The 16,552-nt window shown below is 60.7% G+C and carries 19 protein-coding genes and 3 pseudogenes; 12 read left to right on the top strand and 10 right to left on the bottom strand.

What is annotated here, in order from left to right:
* Positions 1–21: 21 nt before the first annotated feature.
* From VXM69_RS29705 to VXM69_RS29695, 3 genes and pseudogenes are all read left to right on the top strand, one after another.
* Positions 22–258, top strand: a pseudogene (locus tag VXM69_RS29705) (IS3 family transposase); the annotation flags it as partial.
* A gap of 568 nt (positions 259–826) precedes the next feature.
* Positions 827–1,495, top strand: coding sequence for a nucleotidyltransferase (locus tag VXM69_RS29700; RefSeq protein ID WP_367189677.1), 669 nt, complete (start codon positions 827–829; stop codon positions 1,493–1,495).
* Complete coding sequence (locus tag VXM69_RS29695) at positions 1,492–2,211, top strand: DUF6602 domain-containing protein (protein ID WP_367189676.1); 720 nt, start codon at positions 1,492–1,494, stop codon at positions 2,209–2,211. The genes VXM69_RS29700 and VXM69_RS29695 overlap by 4 nt, the downstream gene beginning before the upstream one ends.
* A gap of 201 nt (positions 2,212–2,412) precedes the next feature.
* Here VXM69_RS29695 and VXM69_RS29690 read toward each other — a convergent pair whose 3' ends face one another.
* The 10 genes and pseudogenes from VXM69_RS29690 to VXM69_RS29645 all read right to left on the bottom strand — a co-directional run bounded on the left by VXM69_RS29690 (position 2,413) and on the right by VXM69_RS29645 (position 8,777).
* Positions 2,413–2,634, bottom strand: a complete 222-nt coding sequence (locus VXM69_RS29690) for a helix-turn-helix transcriptional regulator (RefSeq protein ID WP_367189675.1) — start codon at positions 2,632–2,634, stop codon at positions 2,413–2,415.
* Positions 2,634–3,080, bottom strand: coding sequence for a hypothetical protein (locus tag VXM69_RS29685; RefSeq protein ID WP_367189674.1), 447 nt, complete (start codon positions 3,078–3,080; stop codon positions 2,634–2,636). The genes VXM69_RS29690 and VXM69_RS29685 overlap by 1 nt, the downstream gene beginning before the upstream one ends.
* An 836-nt stretch (positions 3,081–3,916) precedes the next feature.
* Positions 3,917–4,552, bottom strand: a pseudogene (locus VXM69_RS29680) (ParB/RepB/Spo0J family partition protein); the annotation flags it as partial.
* Positions 4,553–4,572: 20 nt separating this feature from the next.
* Positions 4,573–6,138: an IS66 family transposase gene (locus VXM69_RS29675; protein ID WP_175907236.1), complete on the bottom strand. Its 1,566-nt coding sequence runs from the start codon at positions 6,136–6,138 to the stop codon at positions 4,573–4,575.
* A 31-nt stretch (positions 6,139–6,169) separates the two neighbouring features.
* A complete protein-coding gene (tnpB, locus tag VXM69_RS29670) occupies positions 6,170–6,520 on the bottom strand; it encodes an IS66 family insertion sequence element accessory protein TnpB (protein ID WP_121863073.1) in 351 nt (116 codons plus the stop codon).
* Positions 6,496–7,038: a transposase gene (locus VXM69_RS29665; RefSeq protein ID WP_175907237.1), complete on the bottom strand. Its 543-nt coding sequence runs from the start codon at positions 7,036–7,038 to the stop codon at positions 6,496–6,498. Before VXM69_RS29665 ends, tnpB begins: the two co-directional genes overlap by 25 nt.
* Positions 7,039–7,090: 52 nt before the next feature.
* Positions 7,091–7,261, bottom strand: a pseudogene (locus VXM69_RS29660) (chromosome partitioning protein ParB); the annotation flags it as partial.
* Positions 7,261–7,623 (bottom strand): beta-hexosaminidase, encoded by a 363-nt coding sequence (locus VXM69_RS29655; RefSeq protein WP_367190225.1) that lies wholly within the window; start codon positions 7,621–7,623, stop codon positions 7,261–7,263. The pseudogene VXM69_RS29660 and the gene VXM69_RS29655, both read right to left, overlap by 1 nt.
* A gap of 50 nt (positions 7,624–7,673) precedes the next feature.
* The gene (locus tag VXM69_RS29650) at positions 7,674–7,892 is read right to left on the bottom strand and encodes a hypothetical protein (RefSeq protein WP_338756865.1); all 219 of its coding nucleotides are present in this window, start codon (positions 7,890–7,892) and stop codon (positions 7,674–7,676) included.
* Between the two features lie 456 nt (positions 7,893–8,348).
* A complete protein-coding gene (locus VXM69_RS29645; RefSeq protein WP_060223098.1) occupies positions 8,349–8,777 on the bottom strand; it encodes an XRE family transcriptional regulator in 429 nt (142 codons plus the stop codon).
* A 388-nt stretch (positions 8,778–9,165) separates the two neighbouring features.
* On the opposite strand from VXM69_RS29645, the gene VXM69_RS29640 reads away from it, so the two are divergent.
* The 9 genes from VXM69_RS29640 to VXM69_RS29600 all read left to right on the top strand — a co-directional run bounded on the left by VXM69_RS29640 (position 9,166) and on the right by VXM69_RS29600 (position 16,552).
* Positions 9,166–9,708 carry a hypothetical protein gene (locus tag VXM69_RS29640; RefSeq protein WP_367190224.1) on the top strand — a complete coding sequence of 181 codons (543 nt, stop codon included), beginning with the start codon at positions 9,166–9,168 and terminating at the stop codon, positions 9,706–9,708.
* Positions 9,695–10,078 carry a hypothetical protein gene (locus VXM69_RS29635; RefSeq protein ID WP_367189673.1) on the top strand — a complete coding sequence of 128 codons (384 nt, stop codon included), beginning with the start codon at positions 9,695–9,697 and terminating at the stop codon, positions 10,076–10,078. The genes VXM69_RS29640 and VXM69_RS29635 overlap by 14 nt, the downstream gene beginning before the upstream one ends.
* Before the next feature lie 260 nt (positions 10,079–10,338).
* Positions 10,339–12,846 (top strand): VapE domain-containing protein, encoded by a 2,508-nt coding sequence (locus VXM69_RS29630; RefSeq protein WP_367189672.1) that lies wholly within the window; start codon positions 10,339–10,341, stop codon positions 12,844–12,846.
* 222 nt (positions 12,847–13,068) lie between these two features.
* Positions 13,069–13,272, top strand: coding sequence for a hypothetical protein (locus VXM69_RS29625; RefSeq protein WP_367190230.1), 204 nt, complete (start codon positions 13,069–13,071; stop codon positions 13,270–13,272).
* A protein-coding gene (locus VXM69_RS29620) for an IS5 family transposase (RefSeq protein WP_175908046.1) occupies positions 13,233–14,050 on the top strand; the annotation gives its coding sequence in 2 pieces (ribosomal slippage) (positions 13,233–13,581 and positions 13,581–14,050; 819 coding nt in all). The genes VXM69_RS29625 and VXM69_RS29620 overlap by 40 nt, the downstream gene beginning before the upstream one ends.
* 97 nt (positions 14,051–14,147) lie before the next feature.
* Positions 14,148–14,759, top strand: coding sequence for a hypothetical protein (locus tag VXM69_RS29615; RefSeq protein ID WP_367190223.1), 612 nt, complete (start codon positions 14,148–14,150; stop codon positions 14,757–14,759).
* Positions 14,760–15,064: 305 nt separating this feature from the next.
* On the top strand, positions 15,065–15,670 hold the full coding sequence (locus VXM69_RS29610) for a hypothetical protein (protein ID WP_367189671.1): 606 nt from the start codon (positions 15,065–15,067) through the stop codon (positions 15,668–15,670).
* A gap of 132 nt (positions 15,671–15,802) precedes the next feature.
* A complete protein-coding gene (locus VXM69_RS29605) occupies positions 15,803–15,931 on the top strand; it encodes a hypothetical protein (RefSeq protein ID WP_367189670.1) in 129 nt (42 codons plus the stop codon).
* A gap of 90 nt (positions 15,932–16,021) precedes the next feature.
* Entirely contained in the window at positions 16,022–16,552 is a 531-nt protein-coding gene (locus VXM69_RS29600) for a MarR family transcriptional regulator (RefSeq protein WP_185730924.1), read from the top strand.

The following is a 16,552-nucleotide window of genomic DNA, read 5'->3' as shown; positions in this document are numbered from 1 at the left end:
GTGGGGGCGCGTTGTTCTGAGATTCCCGGCTATATCGAGGTTGATGATGGCAGTGAATTCATTCGAAGGCGCTCGACAAACGGGCGTATGAGAACGGCGTGGAGATTGACTGCTCGCGCCCCGGCAGGCCGGCCGGCAAATGGGTTCTTGTCGCAGAAGAACGCCAGACGCCAAATCGAAGTTTGGTGCGGGTACCATAACGAGGCGCGCCCTCGCGCCGCGCTACAGCGGACGACATCGATGGAATTCGTCCGCTAGCGTACCGACCGGGCCGATTCGGCCCACCCCGAAGAGCCGGAATTTTCCCTCCAAGACCGGGACGGAAATTGGACCAGCCTCAGTAAGCGAAACGGTGGAAAAGGGGTATCGTCCCGAGATGGTTGAAGTAATACCCCCTTTTTTCTCGGCCGGGCACGATTTCCGGCGCACGCAAGCGAACGACGGAAGGGCGTGAAGCGCCCGACTGGCAAAGGGTTATGGCAAAGTGCCGAACCAACAGAAACTGGAGCAACCGAAGTGATCAGACATATCGTCATGTGGAAGTTGCAGTGATATTGATGATGTCAAGGTGATGATTAATAAGGAATATTGTGGGGACTTCAATGCTTGGTACCCCCTCTGGTACCCCCTTTTTCGTTCCCTGGTCCATGTGAATTGGTCCGGTCGTCGACTCACAATCTCACGAGTAACTAGTATCCAGCCCCTATAATCAGCAGGCGAGGGAGGGCTAGCGATGACGGCGGACCAGTACTTATTCGGCATCTTGGCGCGAGAAAGCGTAGACACATCACTAACTTCGCCGGTTTGGTCCGCTAGGCAAGCCCTCGTGCCGATTCTGACTCAGTGGGCAGGTACTTACCTGCAGCGAGTCGATGCAAGCGGATCATTCGCCAAGGGAACAGCGAACAGGAGCGGCACTGACGTCGATCTTTTTATTTCCCTGTCGCCCGCCACGACCAATACCCTCCAGGAAATACACGACACGCTGTGCCAAGCGTTGACAAATGCCGGATATGTACCCCGTAGGCAAAATGTATCGATTGGGGTACGCGTCGGGGCGATCGATGTCGATTTAGTGCCAGGCAAGCAGCAGAATTTTTTGTCCTTGGATCATAGTCTGTACCGGCGAAAAGCGAACACTTGGACAAAGACGAATGTGCAGACTCATATCGCCCACGTGCAAAGTAACGGGCGGCAGATGGAATCGCGGATTCTCAAGCTATGGCGCACGCAGCAGGGACTCGATTTCCCATCTTTCTATCTTGAACTTGCGGTCATCGAGGCACTGCGAAAGCACAGCGGGCCCGATTTGGCTTCCCGAGTTTGGGCAACGCTCCAGTACTTGGCAGGTAATTTTTCAACGGCTCGAATTGTCGACCCGGCGAACACCAACAATGTGATATCTGACGACTTGACGGTGGCGGAGAAGCTGGCCATCAAGGCTGCGGCCGCGCAATCACTGCAACGGAAGACTTGGGGCGAGGTTGTTAAATGACGGTACCTTCTCTTTCCGACTTGCTCGATCACCTGCATGGGCAGGTCGAAGGTGAACTGACAACGGCGCGCAAGGCACTCGGCCATCCTACTGACAAAGGTGATGCAAGCGAAGCCGTATGGATTGAGCTACTCACCAAATACCTGCCTCGCCGCTACGTTGTGAGCAAGGCCCACATCGTCGACAGTAAAGGCGGCTTTAGCGATCAGATCGATGTTGTGGTTCACGATCGTCAGTACTCGCCACTAGTGTTCACGTTTAAGGAGGCTCTGTATATTCCAGCGGAGAGCGTGTACGCGGTATTCGAGGCTAAACAAGATGCAACGAGTGATACCGTCCGCTATGCACAATCAAAGGCAGCGAGCGTTCGCCGCTTGTACCGGACCAGCGTTCCTGTGCCAACCGTAGATGGCGTGCGGCCAGCGAAGGAGCCGGGCCCGATCCTTGCTGGCTTGCTGACCCTGAGCTGTCCATGGAGGCCCCCCTTGGGTGACACACTTGCGGGTTACCTTGACGCTGAGAAAGCGGATGGCGCCTTGGACCTTGGCTGCATCGCAGATGCCGGGATATTCGGGCGGATGGCCGATGGCAACTTCTCATTGCAGCCGATTTCCCGCGCTACGACTCACTTCCTGTTTGAACTAGTTGCACGGTTGCAAGAGCTTGGCACCGTGCCAATGTTGGACGTCCGCGCTTATGCGGCTCATATTCCTTGAGCTTGGCGCAGCGCACTGAGGCTTGCTGACGGGCTCGGCTACCTGATTGGATGGGCCAACTCAGATAGCCGCCTCGTGGCGCGCAATTGATGCATTTGGATGACCGCTTCGGCTCGATCACGGCCTTTGACGAGGGATTATCCAAGTAGTTTGCGACCTGACCAGATACTGGCTGAGGGATCAGGTCTCGACTCAGACATGTTATTGGGCCGCCGTGGACGTTTCGCGTGATGTGATGGAGCGAATCCATGCTTGTACTTCTGTCTCCGCCCATAGTGAGAGATTGCGAACTCGTCGTGGTTTCGGAAAACTACCTTCCTTCATCATGTCGTAGATCGTCGTCTTGCCCAAGCCGACCATGTCCAGAACGGTCGGAAGTCGCAACAGTCGTTCAGTCGTGGTGCTCAATTCAGTGTTCCTCATTATTCGGTGACCGGCTGAGTTGCACGGGCCAGTTGCATGAGCCCAGTCTCAAGCGTGATAGCAGCGGTCGCTGCCCAGGTGCGCGTATCCTGAGCCACTTTATAGCGAGCGAATGATCCGATCTCGTCGGCCATCAGATCCAGCAGCTCGATGTCGGCCGCGTGCGAGATCTCGGTGATCAACGCGCGGATCTCGAGCCGAAGAGCGTCGAGCCGCGCGAGCCAGCCTTGGCGGGTATCCGCCAAGGCTTCGTTCGTCTTGATAGGTTTGCGCCGCACGAGCGGCGCTTCGTCCTTCTGGACCGCTTTTGCGAGCGTTAGCTCGTCGCAGTCGGCCTGTGTCGAAGTACCGTTGACGCTCGCCAGTGCGATGGCCGGGCGCTTCTTCGCGTATTCCCGCTTTCGCGGCAGCGGACGTGGGGTAGAAAAGGCCGGGCGCGAGGTCAATTTGCGGCTCCTGTCGGGAACGGCCATGCGGATGCGGGATCTAGACCGGGCTTCGCTTTCCGTGCCGGGAATGCGGCATCAAGCAGCGCCTTATTCGACGAGATCCGCTGCTTGTGCCCGATGGCAGTCAACACGTCGGACAGATCGGGGCGTTCCCCCTTGGCGGTGGCGGCGGAGAATTCGGCAGTCATGTCGGGGTCAGACATGCCGATGATCTCGTTAGCCCATTCGAGAATGCGCTTAAACGATGCTTGCTCTGCCTTCGTTCGCCCGTGAACCGGCGATTTGATCGTCTCGATGAGCCGCGCTGCGCCGGAACGAATCGCTTGAACGCGCGTCCATACTGCGCGCGTCTGGTGTGATACCTTGAGCGGTTCACTCGCAAAGCTGGTGCCGGTGTTGTATTCGATCGCGTAGATCCATGCGCCGGATGCAGGCTGCGCAACGCGAATGTATGCGAGCGGCCCCTTAATTCTTCCGGTTCGCTCAGGTCCGCATACCGTATCGACAGGCTCGCAGCAGCCGTTTGCATCCGGCTCGGACACCGGCCATACCTTTGTGGTTGAGGGGCGGCCGAGTAGATCGGCGAGCGGCATCAGCGCGGTATGAACTGCTTCGATCGTCGGCTTTGCCAGTCGGCCGAAATTCTTGTCATGGAGTACAGCCTGAAGGGCCTGCAAAAGTTGCTTTGACTGCTTCTCGCTGATCTTGGCGGGGGCACTCTGGCGCGACGATGCCTGCATCGGCGCCTGCGTCTCGATCGTGGCATCTGCTGCCGTCGACGTGACGAGCGGGGCGGCGTCAGCGTCGGCGTTGCTGTCGGTATCGGTGTCGCTGTCGGCTGCTGACGGAGCTGCGGGAGCTGCGTGCTCGGGCGAAGGTGTCGGGTCCGGATGCGTATCGAGCAGGGGCGCTGCTTCGAGGTACTTCTTCGTTACCTTCGTCTTGCCGGCTTCGGCGGCTTTGGAGATCCCGGCGACGATGCGTTCGAGCGCTTTGTCGCCGCCGTGCAGGCGGATCTGCTCGATGGCCAGTGTGCCGGTACATTGGCCGTTCCGTATGAGCTGGTGCAGTTCGGCCGGTGCCCGTTCGAGCAGGCCGACGTCGCGGATCGTTTGATCGGTGACGTTCAAGCGCTTGCAGATGGCGGCAAGCGTCATGCCGTGAATGTCGCGCAGCTCTGCGACGGCAGCGGCCAGATCAAGCGGCGACGACTGCTTGCCGTTGTTGCTGAGATAGCCGTCGATCACCATTTCGGCGCGGTTGACCGTCTTGGCGTCACGAACGACGACCGGAATCTTGCCGATGTCCTTGCCTGCTTCGATTGCCTTGCCGGCCGCAAGGTAGCGGTGCTGCCCCTTGTATACGAACAGCAGATCCTTGCCCGCGACCTTCCGCGCGTAGCAATGGAGCGGTGAACCCTTGTCGTACCCGTTTTCCATCATCAGTGTGGTGAGGTGCTTCACCGTACGCGGTCTTTTAACGACGCCCCTCAGTGGTTGAGGGCAGCAGGCATTCTCCAAGGCATGAGATCGGCGTAGTCGTCGGCAGTTGCAGCGAGCGGCAACCTGGTGAACAGCCAGACCAGATAGCGATACGGCTCGATGCCGTTCGCCTTGCACGTCTCGACGAGGGAGTACAGGTTGGCACTGGCCTGCGCGCCGGCGACAGTATCGGAGAACAGCCAGCCCTTGCGGCCGACGACGAACGGCCGGATCGCGTTCTCGCACAGGTTGTTCGAGATCGGCCAGTTGCCGTTACCGACGTAGCGGACCAGCTTGGGCCACTGTCCGCTCATGTACTGCAATGCCTTGCCGAGCAGACTCGACGGCACGACGCCTGGCAGATGCTCGACCAGCATGCGCTCGATGATGGTGAGCACGCGGGCGCTGTACCGGGCACGCAGTCGCTGCCGGCGTTCAGACTTCCACTTCGCGCTGCGCGCCTCGGCCGCGAACAGCTTGCCGATCAGCACGACGAAGCGCGTCGCCAGTAGGTCCGGCGAGCGTGCCGCCTTCGGCACCGACTCCTCGGCCTTGATGAAGCCGCGGCGCACGTGTGCCCAGCATCCGAGATGCACGAGCTGGTGATCGTGGGCGATGCCGTTGTAGAGCTCGTACCCGTCAGTCATCAGCACGGTGCCAGGCTGCACGCCGGCATAGAGCTTCTGCGCATGCTGGGCGCCGCGCCCCGGCGAGTACGAGAACATCCGCACAGGCGGCCCCGAGCTGTTGACCTGCGCCCACAGGTAACTCTTCGCCTGCGGCCTTCGTCCCGGCTCCTTCAGCACCTGGAACGTTGTCTCGTCGCCGTAGATCAGGTCCGATTCGAGCAGCGCGTCGCGCATCAGATTGATCACCGGCTGCGTGGCGAGCCCCACCCGCACTACGCTGGCGGCCAGCGTGTTCGACGAGATGGCGCCGCCGAAGCGACGCAGCAGCGTGGCCTGGCGATACAGCGGCATGCCGTACTGGTACTTGCCGGTGATGATCCACGCCAGCGCGGATTCCGTGAGCAGCCCGCGAGGGATGATACGCGCCGGTGCGGGCGTGACCTTGATACCGAGATCGCAGCATGGGCACGCGTATTTGACCCGTTGGTGCTGAACGACGCACACTTGCTCGGGAATCACGTCGAGCTGTTCGCTCGTTTCCACGCCGATCTCGACGAGAGCATGGCCATCATGCGCGCAGAACCGTTCGGACTCGGGCAACTCGTGTCGCACGACCTCGCGCGGCAGGTTCGGATCGAGTGGTTTGCGCCCACGCTTGCCGCGCGTGTGAGCGGCGACCGATGTGCCGGGCATATCCTCGCGCGCGGGCGCGTCGGTAGTCGTCGCCAGCGCCTCGGCTTCGTTGAACAGACCGAGCTGGTCAGCATGGCGCGCTTCGCTCGATGCGCCGAACAGTTCGTGCTTGTAGGCCCGCAGTTTCTCCTCGGCCAGATCGCGCTGAGCCGTCACGAGTCGAAGCTCACCGCGCAGCGCATCGCGTTCGGCGCTCGCGGCAATCAGCGCCTCGTACTCCTCGGCGCTCAACATGACGGGATTGTTCGGCATGGCCGGTTAGACCATGTCGCCCTCGTCGTGTTCAGCTCATCCGCGCGTAATATCGCTGGGGATGCTTCTGGATCACGGCCAGGTCGATTCCGTCGAGCAGCCAGTGCAACTGCTCAGCGCTGAGCGTGATCGTGTCGCCTCCGTTCGGCCAGACGAAGCGGTCGGCTTCGAGTCGCTTGAGCAGCAACCAGAAGCCGTTGCCGCCCCAGCCGAGAATCTTGATGCGATCGCGTCGTCGGTTGCCGAACACGAACAGCGCCGAGGTCATCAGATTCAGGCGCATCGCCTGTTCGACCAGAATCGACAACCCGTTGATGCCCATGCGGAAGTCGACTGGATCGCGATGCAGATAAACCTTCAGCTCTTCGTCGAACCGGAACACGGCAGCCTCCCGAGCATCTGGATCACCGTGGCCAGCTCATCGACACTCGCCTCGCCGAGATCAAATTCGACACCATTGGACAAGCGCACATGTAACGAGAGCGCCATCAACGACGGGGCTGGTGGCAGTACTGGGGAAACGGCAGGCACGGTCGACGCAGTCGTGACGACAGGAACGAATGCCCGCGCTTCACTCATCGGAACCCGACGGGCAGTGCCCGGAATGTCGATCGATACGCCGTCGATCACCAGCGGGTCCGGCCTCGTTGGGGTTTGCAGCGTATGCTGCTGATGGCGCGAGATCCAGCGGCGCAACTGATTCGGATTGACGTCATGGTCCATAGCCGCCCGGGCGATCGATACCCCCGGCTTCAGGCAAAACTCGACCAGCTCCCGCACGGCATCTTCATCAAATTCCCGCCGGCCATCCCGTCGTTGGCCAACTACCAGTCTGCTTCGAAGGTCCTGTTTCTCTGTCATCATGGTCTGAGTGCATGTGTCCACGCGGACACTTAGCATCTGACCTTATGCCTACCATTGGTAGGGCGTCGTTTATTGACGGCTTACGCTTCACCCACTCGGGATCAACCGGTCGAATATTGTCGGACGGGTCGTAGTGAAGCTGGTCGTAGGGGACCATCCACAGGTCCGCTGACGTTGCGCCGGCCGCCGCGGCTGCAGCCTTGATGTTGCCGGTCGGGATCGGGGCGGTCAGGTCGAGCTGTTGCGTGCGGTCGTCCATTACGCAACCTCCTGCGGTACCGCCGTCCGCGTCTTGCCACGCTTCTTCGCTTTATCGATCGCGTTCGACGCCTCGACGCCCGCCGCACGCTTTGCGTCTCGCAGGCGCTTGATCGCGGTCGCGCAGTCGCCTTCGCTCGGGATCGAGATCTGCTTGTCGGCAATCTCGGTGCCGTCAAGGATCAAATACTCGGTATGCACGCTGTCGGCCAAGGGGCGGCGACCGACGACGTGCTTGCCGACGAGGATCGGAGTCGATGGACGGCGTGCGTTCCGGTCGTAACGCGTGATGGTGCGAAGTGAGAGGGTGTCGCGGCGCTCGACGTCGACGACGGGAAGGGTTCGGGCTTTGGTTCGCGGCATGGTGGTCTCCATGACGCCGGGGGCGTACGCCCCGGCAAGGTCGGGGCGGCTTAAACGCTGACGTGATAAGCGGTGGTCGGGGCGACGACCGGATCGTCCTGGAACACATTCACGACGACAAACAGCAGGACGGCGACGACCGTCCAGCGGAAGATCTTCGATTTTTCAAAGTTGCTTTGGCGAGCGGGTTCGGACGGCGTAATGCGGGGCGTGCTTTCCTCACGAAGCCATTCGTGGCGGTCAGTGGATTGATGGTCGAGCATTTTCATGGGCTTCTCCGAAGGCTGCGCAAGCGGCAGCGATGAAGCCGAATGTTAGGCATTCCTTTGTCATTATGCAATAGGAATGCCTAACTATTTTTCCGTGCCGTCGTGCTTTGCCCGCAAATGGGCCCGCGAGAATGCGGTGAACCTCGTTGAAAGGTGTTGTATTCTTCCGACCAAATACTGTATGTTTATACAGTGGTTAAGCGAAAATATTGCCGAGGGGAGGTTGTTGCGGGGATATGTCAACAGGGGAATTGCGCTGCAAACCGGGCGATGTGGCGATCGTCAGTCGATGCCGAAACCGGTCGCGTATCGGCATGCTGGTACGGATCATCGGCCCGCATGGCAGCGATGACTTCGATTGGGATGTTGAGATTCTGGGTGGCCCCATCAGAGGGCGCGGGATACGTTCAGGGTGCGTCGGAACGCACCGCAGAGCTGCTGTATTCGACTGGAACCTTACCCCTCTTGCGGGTCAGGAGCATTCAGATCGAGAAGGTCACCGGACTGCTGTCCGCGTAGATCTTCAAATACCTTGAGGGTTTCGAGCAGCGCGATAAATGCTGTCGACGGCAATCCAAGCTTGTCTGCTTTGGCGAGTGCGTCAACTAGCGCCTGAGCATGCGCGCCGAGCATCTCCTGTCTCTGTGGGGCGGGCGCACTGGCTCGACGCACCATCTGACCTTCGCCAGTGGCGAGCCACCACGGGTCAACGTTCAGGAATTCGGCCGCGAGCAGCAAGTTCGCGCCTTCCATCTTTTTGGTTTTTCCGCTTAACCAATCGCTGACCGAGGGCGCTCGCACTCGGCACGCTCGCGCCAGATCTGCAGCCTTTTTCTCAGGCGGCAACTTCATTGCCTGTTCCAGGCGTTCGGCTAGTGTCGTCATTAGGAAAGCCTAACTGAATGAGCATAAGGAATGCCTTGCTTTTCATGTAAGGAACGCCTAACATGGCGGCATGAATACGCTTCTGAATCGAGACCCGTACGCGTGCGCTGTGATCGATGCATTCGGTGGAACGGCCGCGACTGCCCAACTGTGCGAAGTCCGGATGCCGTCCGTATCCGAATGGCGCCGGACCGGCATTCCGCGAGCGCGTTTGCTGTTCTTGAAGCTCGCACGTCCTGACCTGTTTGCTTCTCTAGACGCACACGACAACTCGTTGTCACGCCACATTGACGCGTGACAGCCGTAGTTGCGCACCTCATGAGCTGCATCTTAGTTGCGACTCCGTGTGCGCGACAGGATGAAAGTCCCTCTCTACCAATCTCCCGCTATGACCTGCCGATACGACAGTACCGAATGGCTGGACGTCCTCTATACGTCCGTTCGCAACACGCCCGGCGGCGTCGCCGACGCGGCGAACCACCTCACGATGCGGCGCGGTAAGAACATCACACCGGAATCGCTTCGCCTTCGCCTACGTGGTGTTGGCGACAGTCGCTTGTCGATGGAAATGTTCGAGCTGCTGATCGAGTGGATGCAGGAAAAGGCAGAGGGCGAGGCGTACGCGCTCGACGCGCTGCATGCGTTGAACGCGCGCTTCGGGCTGGTTGCCGAACACGTCGACGACCATGCCGCTGACGACGTCAGCGAACCCGGCACGCTGCGTCTTGTATCGACGGCGCTGCACCTGCAGGCGCATGTTGGTCTCGTCGCTGACGACGTGACGCGTGCGCTGGCTGATCAGCCGATCGACGATCAACACGCCGAGAAGATCATCGCGACCGGCCGCAAGGGCCAGCGTCTGTTCCAGCGTTTGATTCACGCTGCTCGCAACCTCGCCGCGCGTCGACGCCGTCGTCATGGAGCGGTTTAAGCCCGGCATGGGGTGCTGTCGTCCCGACCGTGAACACGTTGGCCTCTGCTGCTCGTCCGAGCAGCAACTGGCGTGCTCTGTCACGACGCTCGCATCCCGATTCGAGTATGCCCCCGCCGAAGCGGGGCGTTTGCTGTCCGAATTGATCGCCGCGTTCCCCGATCGCCTCGCGCCGATTCTCGCGGAAGCGAGCGCGGCCGGGCGCGTGCGCCTGTTCATCGAGCGAGCTGCGCGCGTATGCGCCGCGCTCGCGACCAAGGCGGAACGTCACGCGTTCCGCGACCAGCTTACCGATCGTCTCTGCGCGCTGGACCTTGCCGCGTTCGACGATCTCATGTCGGCGGAATGGCGTCGACTGCGCGGCAAATAACCGGAGACACATGTGAACGTGAACGGGATCAGTAGCGCGTTGCGACGCAGTGCATCGCAATACAGCCGCTCGCCGAGCGGGCGGCAGTGCTATGCGGCAGGGCGAGCCGTATGGCGAAGCTTTTCTCACAAGGTCGAGCGCGACCGTCGTCTCGTCGAGCTGGAGGCGGCTCGTCGTGCGAGCTAACAGCGCGCAACTCAACGAATTGTGATCTGGCCGCGACATGCGGCCAAAGTAACTTTGATCGAGGGAATTTTTGTATGGCGACACTGGACCAGATCATTCAGCAATTGCATGCTGCGGGGCATCCCGACCTGCCTACCGGCCATCCGATCGCGGACGGCAAACATCATCGGTATGGGCCGCGCAAGAAATACTGGTATCAGCTTCGAGAGATCATTAGCAAGGGCGCGGTAATCGGCTATGGCGGTACGTTCGGCCATTTTTCCGGCGACGATCCGGGCACCGAGCGATTCGAGTGGAGCGGTGCGCCGCTGAGCGAGGAAGTGCTGGCGGAGACGCGTCGCCGGCAGGAAGCCGCCGACCGTGAGCAGGCGGAGCGTGATGCGCGTCAGGCGAAGCTCGCCGCGAACCGCGCGCGAGATCAGTGGAACCGCGCGGCAGAGCATGGCGATTCCACCTATCTTGAGCGCAAGCGCATCACGGCCGAAGGCGTGCGTTTCGACGCGGACGGCACGATCTTCGTGCCGATGTATCAGTACGGCGATGACGCTCGGCTCGTCGGTCTGCAGAAGATCACGCCGGACGGCGCGAAGCGCTTCAACAAGGGCATGGAAAAGAAGGGCGCGTCGTATCTGCTCGGCGAGGTCGGTGCTGACGACCAGATCGTGCTGGTCACCGAAGGTTACGCGACCGCGCGGTCGATCCGCATGGCGATCGACGAGGCGTTCGCAGTCAATGTCTGCTTCGACGCGGGCGGCATCCTCCCCGCCGTGCGCTACCTGCGTGCGACGTATCCGGATGTGCATGTGCTGGTCTGCGCCGACGACGACTGGAAGATCGAGCAGCGCATGCGCGACTGGCTCGCCGACGAGTTCGCCTTCCGTGGTGAGCTGATATTCGGTGCTGATCCGGTGCGGATCGAGGCGAAGAACACGTGGTACATGGTCGCCGCGTCACGCAGTCGCGACCACAATGGCGTGCCGTATGTCGAGGTGAGCTACGGAAACGACGTGATGCCGTTGCGACGTAAGCGCTTCGAGAACACGGGCCTGAAGCGCGCGTACGAGGCGGCAGCGACGGTCGCCGACGTCAGCGTCGCCTATCCGGCATTCGCCAAGCGCGGCGAGCGCAAGTTGACCGATTTCAACGACCTGCACGTCGAAGAGGGCGTCGAGGCAGTCGAAGCGCAAGTGCAGGCGGCAATCCTGCGCGTCATCGCGCCAGCGAACGAAGAGATCCGGCCGGCGACAGTTGCGGTGTCGACCGCGGACGACACGCCGACGAAATCCGCCGCGACATCCGCTGCCGCGAAACAGCCGGAATGGGATGGCCGCGAGGCAGAGAACGGCGCACACACATGGGAGCAGGATCTCGCGCGTTCGGACAAGGGCACGCTGCTGCCGACGCTCGGCAACGTGCACATGATCCTGGCGAATCACAAAGCTTGGCAGGGCGTCATCGAACAGGACGACTTCGGTGGCCGCGTGATGAAGCGCAAGGCACCGCCATTCCGGCAAGGCGTGAAGGGCGAGTGGACGGACATGGACGATCAGCGCTGCGCGCTTTGGTTGTCGCAGCGCTACGGCCTCTCAGTGCGCACCGATATCGTGATGAACGCGGTTCTGTTGGTGGCGGACGAGAAGCACTTCCATGACGTGCGCGAATACCTCGAAGGGCTCAAATGGGACGGCGTGTCGCGCGTGCGATCGATGCCGTCGACATACCTGCGTGTCGCCGACAGCGAGTATGTGCAGCTCGCGTTCATGAAATGGATGATCGCCGCCGTCGCGCGCGTGATGGAGCCGGGCTGCAAGGTCGACAACGTCCTGATCCTCGAAGGCAAGCAGGGGCACCGCAAGTCGACGGCGCTGAAAGTGCTAGCCGGCGCACCGTGGTTCACCGATACACCGATCCAGATCGGCAACAAGGACACGTACGCGGTGCTGGCCGGGAAGTGGGTGATCGAGCTGGCCGAGCTGGATTCGTTGAACAAGGCCGACTCGTCGGCGGTGAAGAGCTTCTTCGCGACGGCCGTCGACCGGTTCCGCAACTTCTACGGCAAGCGTGCGACCGACGTCCCGCGTCAGTGCGTGTTCGCAGGCTCGGTCAACTTCGACACGTACCTGAAAGACGAGTCGGGCAACCGGCGTTACTGGCCGTTGCGTGTCGGCGGGCTGGTCGACATCGACGGCATTGTGGCCGTTCGTGAGCAGCTCTGGGCGGAAGCCGTGCACCTGTATCGCTCGGGCGTCGTGTGGCACGTCGAAGAGCATGAGCGCCCGCTGTTCGAGATCGAGCAGGCGGAGCGCTACGAAGGCGACGTGTACGAGGACAAGATCGCCAAGGCCCTGGAATTCGTGTCGCGCACGACGATGGAAGAGATCCTCGCGGACATTCTGAAGCTCGACACGTCGAAGTGGACGCTGGCCGAGCAGCGCCGCATCGGCAAAGCGCTGAAGTCACTCGGGTGGGTGCGCAAGCGCGAGTCGACCGGATCGCGCGGTTGGTACTACGTGAAGGAAGAGCAAGAGCCGGAAGCGGAGCGCGAACTGGTCGCAGCGGGCGATGACGACAGTCCGCTGTGATCGCGTGGCGCGCTGTGCCTGCACGGTAAGCGCGCCACACGCCCCGTCTTGGCGCGCTGTGGACGTCCCATGTCCCAACGTCCCAAGGCGCGGTCTCGGGCGCGGGTGCGGGGGCGCGACATGCGCGACGTGAGCGGCGCATGTCGCGCATGTCGCAGGCGCGCACCCCCACAAGCCTTTTCCCCTGGGACATTGAGACATTAGGACGAGTAGGAGAGAGTCATGATCGATTTGAAAGAGCGGGTGGGCGTTGCGATGAGCGTTCGTGGTCAGTTCACCGACCCGATTGCCGATCCTAAGAGGCCAGTTCAAAAACTCCGGAGAGGGGTTGTTTACTTCCTCGGCAAGCTGTTAACCTTGGGCATCAGAACAAGGGAAGTCCAAGGATGGAAGCGCCAATCATTGACGACGAACTGTGGATACTGATCGAACCATTGCTGCCACCTGCGAAGCTTCGCGCGAAGAGCGATCCTGGTCGTCCGCGCGTGTCCGATCGTGCGGCGCTCAACGGTATCCTGTTCGTGTTCAAAACGGGAATTCGTTGGAACCACTTGCCGACTCGTCTGGGCTTTGGCTCGGGCGCCACTTGCTGGCGGCGATTGAGCGGCTGGCAAAAGGCTGGTGTATGGGACCAACTGCACGAGTTGCTGCTCGACAAGTTGCGTGCGACCGGCCAAATCGATCTGTCATACGCTGCGGTCGATTCGTCGTCCGTGCGCGCCGTTGGGGCGGGCGAAAAACTGGCCCGAACCCCACGGATCGCGCGCGACCCGGTTCCAAGCACCACATCCTCGTAGACGCCAACGGCGTTCCTCTCGTTGCGATCCTGACTGGCGCGAACACCAACGACGTCACGCAGTTGCTGCCGCTCGTTGATGCGATCCCACCCATCCGCGGCGTTCGTGGCCGACCGCTTCAGAAGCCCGGCGTCGTCTACGCCGATCGCGGCTACGATTGCACCCGACATCGTCGCGCGTTGCGCGAACGCGGTATCAAGCCGGTGATCGCCAAGCGCCGGACCGAGCATGGCAGTGGTCTGGGCAAGTATCGTTGGGTGGTCGAACGTACGCATTCCTGGCTCCACAATTTCCGTCGCCTACGCACTCGCTTTGAGCGACGTGCCTACATTCACGAAGCATTCCTGAAACTTGGCTGCTCGCTCATCTGTTGGAACATCTTCCGACGAGCTGAGCAGGGTTTTTGAACTGGCCTCTAAAGTTACTTTGGGCGCGCTCGCCTTTGCGAACGATCTCGGGAGCTTGCTGGCCCGAATCAAGGCCGGGCCGCTGCCGACGCCTGCGATGGTGCGACGTGCAACGTTGCTGTTGGCGCAGATGATCCGGACGTCGGGCCGATTCAAGCGTGCGCGCTTCACGGGCATGTCGCGCGACGAGCGCCGCGATCAACGTGCCGGGCACGCTGTCGAGCGTTCGAAGGTCGACATCATCGAGCGCTTCGCGCTGCGATTGCTGGATGAGTGGGTGAACGATCAATGTGTCGAGTGCGAAGGGCGTGGCGTCGTGCGTCGCGCGCGTGCCGTCACGACGTCAACGCACGCGTGTGATGTATGCGGGGGCAGCGGGAAGGTGTGTGTATCGGAGGAGCGTATCCCGTTCTTCGAAGGGCGTAACGGGCCGCTGGTCTTTCGGGAATACGAACCGTGCGACGACTGCGGCGGGATGGGGCGGATCGCCGCGTCGCCGGTGTCGGATGCAAAGGGCCGGCACATCTGCCCTGACTGTTCCGGTTCCGGCAAACGGCAGGTCGACGATGCTGGCCGGGCGCACGCACTTGGTGTATCGCTCGACGAGTATCGGAAGAACTGGTCGTGGCGCTTTCACGACATGCTCGCTCTGCTGGATACGGTCGATGGATCGGTGTACGACACATTGCGTCGACAATTGCGAGGATGAAACGTATTCCATTTCAAGAGCGGATCGCGTAAACTTTGCACATCCTTTACCGCGTCACTGGATAAATGAGCGACCGCATACTCGTGTCGCAACCTTCGCCCGACAGGCGTACTGAATCGCGGGAGCGCCGCGACCAACAACGATAACTGTCTGTCGGGATCTGTTGGGAGGGCGTTCGCCCTTACGAAATGAATATCGAAGCCCTGAGTGCGAAAGCCCTCAGGGCTTTTCCGTTTCTTGACCGCTACGATGGTCGCGAGTGTCGCTGTATCATCAGTGAACGACATCCACGGCGCGGACTTCTAATGGAAAGAGAACAGGCTGGCGGGACGAAAACGTCTGAAGAGCTTGCTGATGCTTCGATTCGACGTAGTTTCAAAACTGCAGAAAATAACTTGAATGCCGCGTATGCGGTATTCAAGGGGCAGGGCGAGTTGGATCAGTTCTTCTTGAATATGCTGATTCAAACTCGTATGTTCCAGTTCGAGCTTGCCATACAGATGAATGTACTCGAGGCAAATGCGCCGCAGGGATTCGCACGAGCGGTTGCCATGAAAGGGTTGATTCACTTGGTCGTGGAGTACCGCAAGCATCTTGATGCCGCGTCGATTCCAACGATGTACAAGTACACAGCCAGTCGAGGGATTCCATTCGACGAAGCGGATGTTCGGGCGCTGCGCGCTAGGTGTCGCCCGACTTTCAAGGAGATCGATAGGTGGGAGAAGATTCGGAACAAGGCGACTGGGCACTTCGACGGCGATGTTGAACTGGTCGTTCAACTCATGGAGGGCGTCGATCACGGGGTTGTGATCGAAACCGTTCAGAGCTTTCTAGTCTTCAACATGGAGTTGGTTGGAATGCTGCGGAGGTCTGGGCTTCCGGATGACCATCCGGAACGACAGCAAAGCTGAATTTTGTTCGACGAATGACGAACCCCGAGTGTAATAGCACTCGGGGTTTTTTATTGGGGCGCTGAAATGCTAATCGAGTCGACGAGCGCCGGGCCGAGCGAGGTCTGGTCGACGTGGGATGAGGATCGAAGCATGGGGCGCGTTACCGCGCGGTGCTTCATGTTTGACGACGCGATGGACCATGTCGTGTGGGCGATGGACCGAGCGGGCGACGGCGTGACCGCCGATGTCGCGATCGGTGCGGGTCTGCCTACTTTTTGAGCAGGCGGGGACCCTCTGGGCATCGCCAGACGCGGGGGCTCGCACCCGCGTCTTTTCTCTACTGGCGAGTTCCCATAGGGGGTCATATTCATGCCGACTCAGCAGCAGATCGCTGACCATCTCGACCTTGATCAGTCGGCCGTTTCGCGGTTCGTCGACAAGGTCCAGCTCGATTACCGCGTGGTGTCGATCGACGAGATCCGCGTCGCGTACATCCGGCATTTGCGTGAGGTCGCGGCCGGCCGGTCCAGCGGTACGGGCATCGATCTCGTCGCCGAACGGGCGAAGACCGAGATCGTCGATCGCGAGATCAAGCTGCTGACGCTGGCCGAGAAGAAGGGGCAGCTCGTCAATGCGGCGCAGCTCGAACAGGCGTACGGCCTGATGGTCGGCGCATTTCAAACGGAGCTGCTGTCGCTGTCCGACAAGCTGGTGCAGGAGCTGCGCACGCTGTACGGCGTCGAGGTGGACGTCGAATGGTTGAATGAGCACATATATGGATGCCTTGAGCAGCTTTCTGAATACGACCCAGACAGTCCACGCGGTGATTCGCCGGATCGCGAAGATGCTGCGTCCGCCGGAGCGGATTGGGACGACGGATTGGGCACGCAAACATCGTAG

Source organism: Burkholderia sp. Ed8 (assembly GCF_040761425.1).
Taxonomy (GTDB): domain Bacteria; phylum Pseudomonadota; class Gammaproteobacteria; order Burkholderiales; family Burkholderiaceae; genus Burkholderia; species Burkholderia seminalis.
This window is presented reverse-complemented; position numbering and strand designations above follow the sequence as displayed.